Consider the following 13773-nt stretch of genomic DNA (forward strand, 5'->3'; position numbering starts at 1 on the left):
CACAGGCCCGGAGATTGTCTCCGGGCCTTTTTTTAGGCTTATTTCCAGAGGATTTTGCGAATCCGCTGGTTGCCTCGATCTGCAACAAAGAGATTGCCCTGGGCATCCAAGGCCAAACCCCAGGGCTGGTTCAAACTGGCCACAGCCGCATTGCCATCCGCAAAAGCGGCTTGGCCATTCCCGGCCACCGTAATCACCTCACCTGAAGGCAAAAGCTTACGAATACGGTGATTGCCCGTATCGGCAAGATACAGAGCCCCCTGAGCATCCAAGGCCAAACCATGCGGTAAACGGAAACGGGCCTGGGGAGCAGGCCCATCCACAAACCCTTCTTGCCCATTCCCCGCCACAGTCAATACTTCCCCCGAGGGCAAAAGTTGGCGAAGACTGTGATTGAAGGTATCTGAAATCCACAAACGGCCCTGGGGATCCAAAAGCAAGGACTGGGGATAACGAAAACGGGCCTGAAAGCCCTTTCCATCCAAAAAACCCTCTTGGCGGCTGCCGGCCACAGTGCTCACCTGACCTTGGGGCGTGACCTTGCGAATGCAGTGATTGTCTGTATCGGCCACATAAACGATGCCCTGGGCATCCACGGCAATCCCCTGAGGTCGGCGGAACTGGGCCACTGCGGGATTGCCATCGTTATAGCCCGCCACCCCGGTTCCCACCAAGGTACTGACCTCTCCCTGCGGAGAAATCATGCGGATACGGTGGTTATCTGTATCGGCAAGATACAGCGTACCGGAAGGATGCAAGGCCATGGCCATTGGGGAATTGAAACGGGCCTGATCTCTCAGACCATCGGCAAAACTGGGGCCGATCAGATCGCTAAGTTCATTGCGCCCTGCAAACGAGGAAAGATAACCCGCGCTTGAAAGCTGACGGATACGGTGATTCTTAGAGTCTGCGATCAAAAGATTGCCCTGACGATCCAAGCTCAAATCCGTGGGCTCGTTGAAATTCGCCTCTGCGGCAGGGCCATCCAGACTCCCTCCCCAGCCGTTGCCAGCCCAGGTTTCCAATCTGACCCCCGCTACTGGCGGCAAGGGGCTTGGCTTCTGTGGGCTGAGACTCGCTCCGCCTGCAGAAACACCCAAAAGACGCAGCGCAATCACAGGTGCAATATCTGTCAAAACCTGCTTCAGTGGGCATTCGCAATCCTGAAAGACCTCACGCACAATCACGCCGCGTTCAATATCCAACACACGGGCACTCAGGGTATAAACCGTATCCAAGCGGCTGACACTGCCTGTAATCAGTCCTTTGACCCCCAAGAGTTTGCCAATTCTGACAGAACAGGCGGTATCATCGCAAAAAGCGGATTGCTGAAAGCCCTGTTCCTTGAGAATGGCCTCCATTTTCGTGCGTTCGAGCACCAGAATCCGGCCCGATTGTATAAACTGGGCCCGCAGCCGATCGGTAATAATACTGGCTTCATCGCGGGTGACGCCGCCCTTGGCATCGAGTTCCAGAATCGCCAGTGACAGCTGCGGAGCAGCCTGGGCTTCAAATTTAAACACAAAACTGAGCAGGAGCAAAAAGCCAAGTAGAAAATGAAGTCTCAGGGTGTGAGATAAAGTGTGCATCGTTGAGAGAGTTTCCATATTTTTTATCGTATCAAGGCCGCTTAGGGAAGATAGACCAGGGCCTGCAAGACCTTGATGAGTTCAGCACGGGCAGGCGGAGCGAACTCATCCGACAGATTGCCTGTGGTGATTATAGAGAAATAAAGCGGCCCCTTGCCCACCCAATCGCTAAGATAATAACCCTGTTTGAGCTCGGGCATGCTGGCTCCCCCCGGTTTAAAATATTCAAGGCCGACCGGCCCCAAAACTGGGTTTTTAACCAGCAGGCGCTCATCTCCCGCCGGGCCACCAAAGCCGCCTGTGGCTCCGCGCAGAATGATCACCGAGGAAGTGTCTTCGCCGATATGGAGATAGCGCAATTCATAGCCCGGCCCCCCGCCCACACCGGCACAGGTCTGCTGGGCATAAACCCCTTCCAGGGTATAGCCTGCGGGCATATAGCCCGGAACAACTACAGGGGTTCCCAAGGCTTTGAGCAGACGCAGCTGGGAAGCATTGAGTTGATGCCTGCTTAGATGCTGGCTTTTAGCCAGTGCCGCCCTTGACTGGCCTGTGGTGACCAGGGCTGAACTACCCAATACAGCGCACAGGCAAAAAATACGCAGCATAAGGACACTCCTCGTTCGGTGATTTTTCTCAAGACGCACCCCAGCGCAAATCTGTTCCCTGGGCCCATGCTTGTCTTTTTTTTGCTAAGATACCCCCTATGTCCTCTGCAGAAAGCCGCTATACCCAAGGCCAATACCTGAATGCGCATCCCACCTGGCATGCAGAAGATTCCCCCTGGAAAGCCGCCCAGATTCTCAAAATGCTGCAAAAGCACCACCTTCACCCCGCCAGTCTCTGTGAGGTGGGCTGCGGGGCCGGTGAGGTTCTGGCCCAACTGCAAGGCGCTTTTCCAGAAAGTCAGCTCAAGGGCTGGGATATTTCCCCCCAGGCAATTGAGTTGGCTCAATCCCGTGCCAATGCCCAATTGAGCTTCACTTGTGGTGATTTTCTCAAGCATTCAGAGGCAAGGTATGAGCTGCTTTTGGCCTTGGATGTTTTTGAGCACGTGGAAGACTATTTCGCTTTTTTAAGGGGCTTGCGCGGCAAAGCAGACTATACTCTTTTTCATATCCCCCTCGATCTCTCGGCCCAGGCAGTTTTACGCGATCTGCTCACGCGCTGGCGGGATGAGGTCGGACATTTGCATTATTTTACGCGTGAACTGGCCTTGCGGGCCTTACAGGAAACGGGATATGAGGTGCTCGATGCAGCCTATACTACCTATGCCATCGACCGACCTGCCCCCAGCCTGAAAGCCCGTTTAGGCCGCTGGCCCCGCCGTTTGGCCTTTGCCCTCAACCCCGATTGGGCCGCCAAAACCCTGGGAGGCTTTTGCCTGCTCGTACTGGCCCGCTAGGCCTTTAAAACACCCCGGCTTGCTCCATTTCGTGAAACCCCTGCGCCAAAGCGGCAATCAAGCTTTTTCTGGCGGCAGGCTCCTGCCGCACCCAACGCGGAATTTCAAGCGCCAGAACAGGGCGCATTTCAGCAAAAACACCAAATTTACGTGCGCTGCCATGGGTAAAATAGATCTTTTCAAGCCCCTGAACCGCCACCCGCAAACGCGGACTGAGGCCCTGCTGCTGCAGGGCACGGCTGAAAATTTCAGCCACCTGTTGTTTTTGCAACAGACTCAAGCCGGGGGTGGCAATTTCAATTTGATGCTGACTTTCAGAGCGGGCATTGCCATGCAATTCCACATAAAGGCGAAAATGACTGGTTTTTAGCTGATGCAAGGTTTCACGGTAGCAGGCATAGACCTGACGGGCTCTCTGGGTATGCTGCTCCTGATCACTGGAAAGATGAACCCCCTCGGTCGGACGGTTGACATTGATCGGGTGACGGGCACGGCGTTGCCCACGGGCAATCAGACAATTCCAGCCCAATTGCTGGCACAGCGCCCCGGCGATTTGATCGGTATATTTATCAAAAAGGCCATGGGGGGCGGCTAAGATATAGCCACTGGCTGCCTTTCGCGCTTCAATCTGCCCATATTGCACGGCCAGACCGCAATCGGCTCCAGCAGGCCAAGCCCAAAGCAGACCCAAAAGCAAAAAAAGAAACACACGCTGCTGCATAGCATTGATCTTAACAAAATTGGCAGCAAAGACCAAATCATGGGCAGGCTGAAACATCAATCTGGCCAAAGCCCCCTCCAGAGAGGCTATCATAGAGAAAAAAAGAGCGGGGTAAAATGTGTCGCTTCTCTACCTGATCGCCTATAAACCCTTTAACGTGCTCACCCAGTTCAGCGGCGAAAATCCCGCTGAAACGCTGCAATGCCTGGATTATGATTTTCCCCGAGATGTTTACCCCGTGGGCCGTCTCGACAAGGACAGCGAAGGCCTGCTCCTGCTCAGCAATGACAAAGGCCTGAATCACCGCCTGCTCGACCCCCAATTCAAACACGCCCGCGAATACTGGGCCCAGGTTGAAAAAATACCCACGCCCGAAGCCCTTGAAAAACTCAGCCAGGGCCTGCGTCTCAAAGATGGCTTCACCCTGCCGGCCCAGGCCCGGCTCTTAGAAAGCGAACCCGATTTGCCCCCCCGCACCCCGCCGATTCGCTACCGGGCGCAGATTCCCACCGCCTGGCTCTCTCTGACCCTGATCGAAGGGCGCAACCGACAAGTCAGACGCATGACCGCTGCCGTGGGTTTTCCCACCCTGCGGCTGGTGCGTGTGCGCATGGAAAACCTGCTGCTGGGCGCACTGAAACCTGGACAAGTCCGGGAATTGACACGTGAAGAGCGCCAGGGTTTACTGAACAAGTTGAGATAAAAAAACCTTGTCATTCTCCTGCTTTCGGGCGCACAATACCCCCTGTGAGGTCAACCAGCTATGAAACAAACCCCTAAACTTTTCTGGGCCATCCTTTTGCTCACCACGCTCGGCCTGATTTTCTCAGTTCGCCTCCTGATGCTCGATTACAGCGTCTTGAGTGGCGGGGGAGCCAATGCCGAATGCAATATCAACGCGGCGTTTAACTGCTCTGCCGTGGCCCGCAGTGCCTATGCTTTTTTGCTGGGCATTCCGGTGGCGGCTTGGGGCCTGCTGGGCTATGCCCTGGTTTTGCTCTGGTTGGCCCTGAACCGGGACAAAGATCTGCGCCGCCCCCTGCTGCTGGCCTATGGCCTGTTTTCTTTGGTCAGTCTCTATTATTTTGGCATTACCAAGCTCAAACTCGACGTGATTTGCCTCTATTGCCTCTTCACCTACCTGATCAACTGGCTTACCACTGCGGTCTTGGCAGTGGCCAATTTTCAGAAACCCAGCCCCAGCCTGCAGGGAAATTGGGGGCTGCAACCCGCCCTGTGGGTCGGTGGCGTGATCTTGGGTCTGGGGATCTTGATTCCCAGCTATCAGTTTTTTCCGCATTCTTCGGCACAAACCCCCAGCACAGCCGAGACGCCGGGATCCAGCAAACCTAAACATGGCGGCCCGACCTATCCCCTGGGGCGTTTTGACAAGGCCCTTCTGCAGGCCAGCGCAGGCTCAGAAAAAGAAGCAGTCACACTTGAGGTCTTCTCAGATTACCAATGCCCCTTCTGCGCCCAATTTGAAACCACCCTGCAAACCGCCATGCAGGAATTCAGCAATCTTCACCTGATTCGCAAGGAATTTCCGCTGGATAAAAATTGCAACCGTTTGCTGGGCAATAACCAGATGCACGCCAATGCCTGTCAGGCAGCCTATTTCGCCAAATGTGCAGGGCTCCAGGATAAATTCTGGGAAGCGGCAGAAAGCCTGCATGCCCGCCATGCCGAAATGACCAATACCCTGATGGCCAATACCCTTTGGGCCAGTCTGATCAGCGAACTCAAACTCGATGGCCCCCAAATCGAAGCCTGTATGCAAAAGCCTGAGATTCACAATTCTGTGCTCAATGACGTGCAGGAAGGGCTGTACAAGGGAGTCAACAGCACGCCCAGCTATTGGATCAATGGTCAAAAACAGGCAGGCATTATGCCCTACCCACAATTCAAAGAACTGCTGCTCAAGGCCGGGGGCAAACTGAAGAACTAGCCCAGTTTTTGCAGGGGAGCCACACTCAGATCCAGGGTGCGGGTCTGCCCCCCGAAGCTGATACTGGCCAAGGTGCGAATCACCTTCTGTACCTTGCCAATTCCCCATTGCGGGTGCATGACCCGGTCTCCGGCCTGCAAAGCCAGGGGTTCAGCCCGCTCTGCTGCAGGGCGCGGCAGACTGGCCGGGGGCTTGGGTGCAGGGGTCGCGCGTACCAGACCCGGTACAGCAGCGGGGGCTTGGGGACGTGGGGCCGAAGCGGCTGGGGCACGGCCCATCGGCGCACCCGAAAAACTGGTGCCGCTGATCTTGAGTGGATTTTCATCCGGCAGATCGGCAAAGCCCTTGTTGTTCATTTTTTTCACACGCTGCTCGTATTCATGCTGGCGCACAGCCACCATCAAAGTACCTGGAATTTTCAGGTGGTCATGAATTTCAACCATAAAGCGTGAAAGCCGGTTCGAGATCGAAGCCCGCTTGTTGCGACGGGCTGCGCAGTGAATCAAAAAGAGGTGGTTGCGGGCACGGGTCAGGGCCACATACATCAGGCGGCGCTCTTCTTCAATTGCGGTTTCGCCCTCATAGACCGAGCGCACATGGGGAAAAATCCCCTCTTCCACGCCCGGAATAAAGACCACAGGAAACTCCAGCCCCTTGGCGCTGTGCACCGTCATCAGCATGATAGATTTCCCCTCCTGGCGGCTGTCTGAATCCGAAAAAAGGGCGACTTCTTCAAGAAAGCCCAGCAGATTCGTGGGGTCTTTGCTTTTGTCTTCATAATCTATCGCGGCCTGAATCAAAGCCTGCACGTTCTCATGGCGGTTCTGACGGATTTTCTCATCGGTCTCGGCCTCAATTTCAGCCTTGTAACCGCTTTCCACATAGACCCGCTCCAAAAGTTCTCCCACAGGCAAAACCAATTGGCTCAGACGCTTCATGATCTGGGTAAATTCCTGCAGGGATTCCTGGGCTTTGCCCCCCAATTGGCAGCTGACAGATTCTTCCTGAATCGCCTGCCAGAGGGTCAGTCCCCGGCCTTCAAAGGTCGCAAAAGTCTCAAGGGTTTCAAGCGCTTTGGGCCCCAAACCCCGTTTGGGCACATTGAGAATCCGGCGCAGACTCAGGCTGTCCTGGGGATTGGAAAGCACCTGAAGATAACCCAGCAAATCCTTGATCTCGCGCCGATCATAAAAGCGAAAACCGCCCACCACGTGGTAGGGCATATTGGCCCCCACCAGTTTTTGCTCAAACAGCCGCGACTGGGAATTGGTGCGGTAGAGAATGGCGAAATCGCCCCAATTCAGATTGTCCTGTTCTTTCAGGCGCTGAATCTGTTTGACGATAAAACTGGCCTCGTCATCCTCGTGTTGGGCGGCATGAAAGCGAATCGGCTCGCCGGGGCCGCGCGTGGCAATCAAGGTTTTTTCAAAACGCTCTTTGTTTTTGCTGATCAACTGGTTGGCGGCTTCGAGAATCCGGCCCGTGGAGCGGTAATTTTCTTCGAGCTTGAGAATGGTGGCATCCGGGTAATCCTGCTGAAAGCGCAGAATAATACGGAAATTGGCATGGCGAAAGGAATAAATACTCTGATCCACGTCTCCAACCACAAAGACATTGCGCCAATGATCCGCCAGGTTTTTGATCAGCTCAAACTGAACCGAATTGGTATCCTGGTATTCATCCACAAGAATATGCTCAAAACGCTCTTGCAGACGCTCCAGCACCTCGGGCTGCTCTTGCAGCAGTTGCAGGGTGAGAAAGAGCATATCGTCAAAATCCATGGCATTGTTGGTGCGCAAAAACTGCTGATACTGACGGTAAACGCGAATCTGAAAGGGGTCTTCCACCTCACGGGGAGAGATCGCATCGGGATGAATGCCCGAATTCTTAAACTTGCCCACCACCTGCAACATTTGCGAGGGCTTGTAATCTTTGGGATCGAGATTCAGGCTGCGAATCACACGGTCCATGGCTTTTTCCTGATCGCGGGGGTCGTAGATCGCAAACTTTTTGTTATAGCCCAAATCCAGGTTTTCAATCTCCTGGCGCAGAATCCGGCCACAGATCGAATGAAAAGTGCCCGCCCAGATTTCTTTGACCACATCTTTGCCCAAAAGTTTGGCCAGACGCTCTTTCATTTCTTTGGCGGCCTTGTTGGTAAAGGTCACGACCAAGATCCGGCTGGGGGAAATGCCACGCTGGCACAAACGCGCCACACGCTGGGTCAGCACACTGGTTTTGCCTGCACCGGCACCGGCCAGAACCAGGGTGGGGCCGCCCGGATGCTCAACAGCTCTTTTTTGATTGGGGTTTAACATGGGAAAATACCTGCGCAGATCATTATGCCACAGCCAGGAAGGAGGGTCGGGTTTAAAACTGCGAAAAAGCTGGGAATAGTTTTTGAAAGAGGTGGGCATGGAAATACTGATTGGGATATTTATCCTCTGGCTGGGCTATGTCTGGGGAAAAACTCAGCAAAAACAAAGCGTTCGGCCCTACGATTCGGTCCGGGAAGGCCAATACCTGCTTTTACAGGAAGAAGCGACCTATTTGCTGGAATGGCAAAAACTCTACGAAGCCGGCCTGATTTCAACCCAAAAGCACGAACAGATTCTGGCCTGGTACTACTCAGAAAACAGCCAGGGCCCCCAACGTCTGCGCAGCACCCTGGGCACAGCCGCCCGCGCCTGGAAGCAAAGCTTTCAGCAGGAACTGCTGCGCCTCAAACACTCCCGCCTGCTCAGTGAAAGTGAGTATCAAGCCTGTATGGCCTGGTTTAACCCCACACAGACTACAGAACAGACCTCAGAGCAGACAAAAAGTTCAACTCCACTCCCTGCTCCCGTAGAAACAGCAAGCGTGCCCTCTTCGGCCCTCACCGTGATCGTGCATGAAACGGTTCTCCCCCACGCCAAGTCTCCCAAAGTGTATAATCGCCCCGATGTGCTGCTGCAATTGCTGAAGCTGAGTCAAAAGCTGACCCAGCAGCGCTGGACCAACGGCCTGATCGCCCTGGGGGTGCTCAGCCTGATTCTCTCCTCGCTGCCCGTGATTCAGCATATGAGTTCGGCCAGTTTGATCTATGCCGTCATGCTGGCCTACAGCGCCGGGCTGCTGGGGGCCGGGCTGGGGGTCATGCGCCGCTTTCCCTGGACCGGACAGATGCTCACCCTGGTCACTTTGCTCAGTCTGCCCTTAGACTACGCCTCACTGGTGACCCTCGACCCGGCCCAGACCATTGATGCGGGGATCACCGTTCTGGCCCTGGGGCTGCTGCCTCTGCTGAGCTGGCTGGGGCTGCGGGCCCTGGTGGGCAAACCCGATCTGCTGTATGTCTTGGCCCTGATCGGCATCGGCTGGTTCAGCGCTCTGCTGCGCGGGCTGGCCCCACTCAGCCTGGAACTGACAGGCGGGCCCCGGCTCTTTGCCCAGCTCTGTGTCTTTCTACCCTGGCCTCTGGTGCTGCTGGGGCTCTGGCGCACCACCCAGAATTTCTGGATTTTGCCCGAAACACGACAGCACAACCTGATTCCCCAATTGGGGCTGATCGGCTATCTGCTGCTGGCAGCCCTGATGCCGCCCGTGATCTATTCCGTCAGCTGGCCCCTGATGGGCCTGGCCCTGAGTTTCTCTGCCCTTGCCATTTTCTGGAGTGCCGATCGTCTGCGCGCCCTGCTGGCCCTTTTGTTGGAGGCCCCTTGGCCCCATTTTTTCTGGCGATGGGTGCGGGAACAGGAACTGGTGGCAGGCCTGGTACTGGCTGGGGGCATTGCCCTGGCCTCGGGTGAAGCTTTGCCCCTGCTGCTGAGCGCAGGCCTGGGCGGACTCTGGCTCTTGGCCCTCAGCCGCCACTGGCAAAACAGCCCTCTGCGCTGGGGCATTTACCTCTACAGTGCCACCCTGCTGGCCCTGGCGCTTCTGGGGCTCAGTCAGGACTGGCTGGCTGACCAACGCAGTCTGATGCTGGCTGCCTGTGCCCTGGCCCTGAGTCTGCTGGCCTGGGTCGCCCCTGCCGAGCACTGGCGTCGCCATGCCCTGCACCAAACCGGAATTTTTCTCAGCAGTGCGGCCTGGATTCAGATTGCGCTCTTTCGCGACTGGTCTTTGCAGACCCTGGCCGCGCTGGCCCTGTTGGCAGGGGTCTACCTGAGCTATGCCGCCCAGGCGAAACGCAATCTCTTCAGTTATATCGGCATCGTCACCCTCAGCATCAGCGCCCTGAGCTGTCTGGCGGTCTGGCGACCGGGTCTGAACTTTGCTGCCTACCGCTTTTATGCCCTGGCTCTGGCCTGGCTGATGCTCGGGCTGGGACTGCTGATTCAGTTCAGCACCCCCCGACGCAAGGAGAGCGCCGCAGTCAGCGAAACGGAAGCCCCACCCGAAGGTCTGTGGGCCCGCCTCAACGCCGACCGCTACCACCCTTTCCGCTTTCGGCAGCGCTTTGCCAATCTGCGCCCCTATCTTTACAGCGAACCCTTGTATAATCTGGCCCTGCTGATCACCTCAATTGTCACCCTGAGCGATGTCGAAGATCTGCGTCTGACAGCCCTGGCCACCCTGTTTTACGGCGCAATTTTCATGATCTACCCGGCCCGGCTCTGGATCTATTTCGTGATTGTCTCGGCCAGTGACAGCCTGCTTGAACTGAGCGGCGATCTGCTGCCGCAGCGCTACCAAAGCTGGAGCCTGCTGATGCTGGGCTTGGGCTGGTTCTTTGTGGGCAAACTGGTCGAAGAACTGCTCGAAGGCCGCGACCGCACCCGGCACGATGCCGCCCACGAGGCACAGAAGCGTCTGGCCAAGCCCTTTTTTCACGGTGCGATTTTTATCAACGTGGTGCTGCTGCGCTATTTTTTCGGCGATTTGCAAAACCTATTCAGCGAAGAGGGCTGGCTCAACGCCGCCCAAGAAGCCCTGCCCGTGATGCTGACCTCGTTTTTCTATCTGCTCAATCTGCGCGTTTATGTCTCCAAGCTCTGGCTCTACCCCGGCATTATTTCGGCCACCCTGGGGCTTTATTTCGGCCTGACCCAGATTTTGCCGCCTGAAATGCCCCTCTTGGTCTTTACCGCCCTGGCCGGGCTCTGGCTGGAGCTGGCGCGCCGCATGAAAACACATTCCGGCCTGAATCAGTGGTGGCAGGCCTTGATTGCCTACCGTCACCCTGAAGGCCCGCCCAGTGAAAATTACGCCCGCATCCACCTTGAAGATTTCAGCTCACCGCTCTGGACCCTGGGACTGATTCTGGCGGGCTGCAGTCTGGCTTTTTCCAGCCTGCTGATCCCCTGGCAAAACCTGTATCTGGCGCAAAACTTTGAATTGGCCCTGCTGACCCGTTCTCAACCCCTGACCCTCTATGGCATGCAGTTCCTGAATTTTCTGGCCCTGGCCCTGCTCTTCAAAGAGCTGGCGCAGCCCCTGAAAAAGCCCCTGCTCTGGCTGGAGGCCATGGCCTTGAGCAGCTTGACCCTGGGCGCAGCCTGGATCTTTCAGGCCGATTTGAGCCTGGATCAGCTCGGCCTCTTCTTCAGCGCGGCAGCTCTGGTCTGGACCCTGGTCTGGCTGCGCTTTGAAAGCAAACAGGTTCTGGAATGGGGAAGTTTTGCCCTGATCCTGCTGGGGTTTGGTGCCCTGGGACTGACGCATCAGGCGCTCAGTGCCCTGCTCAGTTTGGGGCTGCTCGGGCTCGCCTGTCTGCTGCGGCTGAAACTGAGACCTTCGCCCTGGCCCTTGTACATTTTTACCTGCTTTTGCCTAATCGCAGCCTTGGTCTTGAAAGACGGTCTGCACTGGATATCCCCGCTTCAGGCCGCCCTTTTGCCCCTGGCCGGAGGAGGCCTGCTCTGGGCGCTGGAGCGCAGCATGCCTGCCCAAAGTGCCTGGAAAAAAGATCTCTGGGCCCTCAACCTGCTGCTGCTCGGCGTGCAGCATCTGACCCAAGCGGTGATCCTGCTTCAGCTCTGGCGGGGGCTCAGCGATGAGTTCCCCCCTGCTCCACCTGGCTGGGCCTGGCTGGCCGTCGGGCTGGCTCTGGGGCAAGCGCTGTGGATCTGGAGCCTGAACCGTTCGCACCAAAGCCCCCTGCTGCAAGGCTGGATGCTGGCTCAAACCCTGCTGGCCAGCTGGCTGGCCATGCTTAATCAGCCCTGGCTGCTCTGGCCTTTGATCGGGCTGCCCTGGCTGCTGGCCCACCGCTGGCCGATACTGCCTGAAGCGAAATGGCTCAATCAGGCAGCCGCCCAGCTCACGCCGTTTTTGTTGGCTTGGGGCCTCTTCAGTTTCCCCGAGGGGCTTTCCCTCAATCTGCTCTATTTCTGGCGACTGCTGCCGCTGCTGCTCTGGGGACTTTTCTATGCCCGTGAAGCCCGCAGCCTGCCCCAGCAACCCTGGCTCTGGTGGCTGAGTCTGCTGAGCTGGAATCTGGCCTGGATTTTCACAGTGCTCGCCTCTCCCCTGCAAAGCTTTGAAAATCTGGGGATCTCCTTTGAGTTCAGCAAAACCCTCCTGGTTCATGCCCTGCTTATCCCCATCGCGCTCAGCCTGGTCTGGCTGAGCTGGAAAACCCTGCACACCCAGCCCAACCGCAACCAGCTCTTTTATATCGGGCTGGGTTTGCTGCTGGCCCCCGCAGGCTTAAGTCTCATGGCAGTATGGGGCTTTCCCCTGCTGCGCGGCGCTTTGCTGCTGGAACTGCTGGGCCTGGTGCTGGGCATGATCTGGCTGGCCTTTGTACTGCGCCAGCGGGCCTTTCTGCACGTGCCGCTGCTGCTTGTCTGTCTGGGCCTGCTGGGGGGCGCAGGCGCAACGCTGATCTGGGGCCACTGGGGGCTGCGTTGGGGCCTGTTTATCTTGCTCGGGCTGGGTTTTATGGTGGCAGGCAACCTCTTTCAAAGCCATGCCGAAAGCCTTCGGCTGCGCTTAGAAGCAGTGCAAGACCGGCTTGAGAGCTGGGATTAAGCCCTCAATTCCGACTTAAACAAGCAAGAAAAAGACATTTAAACGTTATCATAAAGACATTTAAATGCAATATTTAACAGATTTAGACAGATCAAAGTCAATCTGTAATATTGTATTTATTTTGTAATATTTCAATAAAAACAAACAAAATCCTTTTTATTGACAAATATTTAATAGCTGTTATTATTTTTTTATCTTGGTGTATTGAATAATCACCTATAGGGCTAGAAAATGAAGGGCGTTTTTTTTGCATGTCCATTTTCAGTGGAATTTTAACTGAGCGGGCTGAGCGCGGTTTTGCGCATCAGTCAGCCCTTTTTTTTGCTCAGCCTCCCGTGACTTTCCAAACCGTTGATACGGTTCTGACCTTTTCCAATCATTTTCAGCGCTTTGCTTTTCAGGAGGTTTTCTGATGTCGTTCAAATCTACCCTGCTCGTTTCACTGCTCTTGCTCTCGGCCTGTCAGCCCGCCCCAATCAGCCAAACAACACTCCCCACCGAGGCTACTTTACAGGATTTTCTGATTCAATCCCTGCGCGAAGCAAAACCGAAAGGGAAAGCGTCAGATAAAGAAAATGAAACCAAGCAAGAAAAAAAGTCCTCCAAACAACCGCCCAAACTGGGGCAACACGATTGGCGCGAGTTTAAACCCCATTCGGGCTGTCGGCGCAGCCCTGAACTGCTGATCACAGATATTCAACTCACAGAAAGTGGAGCCAGTGTCTTTGGCCCCACTGCACCAGCGGCGCTTACGCCCGACTATGCTGGCAGCCCCCTTCGCTTAACGCTCAAGGGGAAGTTTGAACGGCGTGGTGAAAAAGAACTCAAACTGAAAAACTTCCTCTTTCAATACGAGCCACCCTTGGTACAACAGAGCTTTGTCGGCAAAGAGCCCAAAGCCCGTGTGCTGCTCGATGACAGTATTCTATTGCAGGTTGAAACGGTCAGTGCCACCGAGATTGTAGCCCGCCTGAATACCCAGCTTTTGCCCGATCTCTACCTCAAAGGCAATCACCGCCTGAGCGTTGAGTTGGGGGAATGGTATACCGATGCACTCTTGAACGTGGGTGAACCTGTACCTGTTGAATACAGCCGTCTGCAACCCCAGATCGAGAGTGTTGAGGTTCTGCGCGAAGATGACGATGACCGCCCC

9 protein-coding genes are annotated in these 13773 nt (G+C 55.7%); 5 read left to right on the forward strand and 4 right to left on the reverse strand.

Annotated elements, in window-relative coordinates; all coding sequences use genetic code 11:
* Positions 1-38 precede the first annotated feature (38 nt).
* The gene (locus COW20_19465) at positions 39-1607 is read right to left on the reverse strand and encodes a hypothetical protein (GenBank protein ID PIW45693.1); all 1569 of its coding nucleotides are present in this window, start codon (positions 1605-1607) and stop codon (positions 39-41) included.
* Positions 1608-1630: 23 nt separating this feature from the next.
* Complete coding sequence (locus COW20_19470) at positions 1631-2197, reverse strand: hypothetical protein (protein ID PIW45694.1); 567 nt, start codon at positions 2195-2197, stop codon at positions 1631-1633.
* 98 nt (positions 2198-2295) lie between these two features.
* Between COW20_19470 and COW20_19475 the strand changes: the two genes are divergently transcribed.
* A complete protein-coding gene (locus COW20_19475) occupies positions 2296-2994 on the forward strand; it encodes a methylase (protein ID PIW45695.1) in 699 nt (232 codons plus the stop codon).
* A gap of 4 nt (positions 2995-2998) precedes the next feature.
* Here the strand turns inward: COW20_19475 and COW20_19480 are convergent, their stop codons facing one another.
* The gene (locus tag COW20_19480) at positions 2999-3808 is read right to left on the reverse strand and encodes a hypothetical protein (GenBank protein ID PIW45696.1); all 810 of its coding nucleotides are present in this window, start codon (positions 3806-3808) and stop codon (positions 2999-3001) included.
* A gap of 25 nt (positions 3809-3833) precedes the next feature.
* Between COW20_19480 and COW20_19485 the strand changes: the two genes are divergently transcribed.
* Together COW20_19485 and COW20_19490 are read left to right on the forward strand one after the other, a co-directional pair.
* A complete protein-coding gene (locus COW20_19485) occupies positions 3834-4418 on the forward strand; it encodes a pseudouridine synthase (protein ID PIW45697.1) in 585 nt (194 codons plus the stop codon).
* Between the two features lie 60 nt (positions 4419-4478).
* Positions 4479-5663 carry a hypothetical protein gene (locus COW20_19490; protein ID PIW45698.1) on the forward strand — a complete coding sequence of 395 codons (1185 nt, stop codon included), beginning with the start codon at positions 4479-4481 and terminating at the stop codon, positions 5661-5663.
* Here COW20_19490 and COW20_19495 read toward each other — a convergent pair.
* Entirely contained in the window at positions 5660-8080 is a 2421-nt protein-coding gene (locus COW20_19495) for a hypothetical protein (GenBank protein ID PIW45699.1), read from the reverse strand. The two genes, COW20_19490 and COW20_19495, sit on opposite strands and share 4 nt — an antisense overlap.
* Here COW20_19495 and COW20_19500 point away from each other — a divergent pair.
* Together COW20_19500 and COW20_19505 are read left to right on the forward strand one after the other, a co-directional pair.
* Positions 8079-12620 (forward strand): hypothetical protein, encoded by a 4542-nt coding sequence (locus COW20_19500; protein ID PIW45700.1) that lies wholly within the window; start codon positions 8079-8081, stop codon positions 12618-12620. The two genes, COW20_19495 and COW20_19500, sit on opposite strands and share 2 nt — an antisense overlap.
* Positions 12621-13032: 412 nt before the next feature.
* On the forward strand, positions 13033-13773 hold a 741-nt coding region (locus tag COW20_19505; GenBank protein ID PIW45701.1), incomplete at its 3' end, for a hypothetical protein.

The sequence above is a fragment of the bacterium (Candidatus Blackallbacteria) CG13_big_fil_rev_8_21_14_2_50_49_14 genome, from assembly GCA_002783405.1.
In the GTDB taxonomy this organism is placed as follows: Bacteria; Cyanobacteriota; Sericytochromatia; order UBA7694; family UBA7694.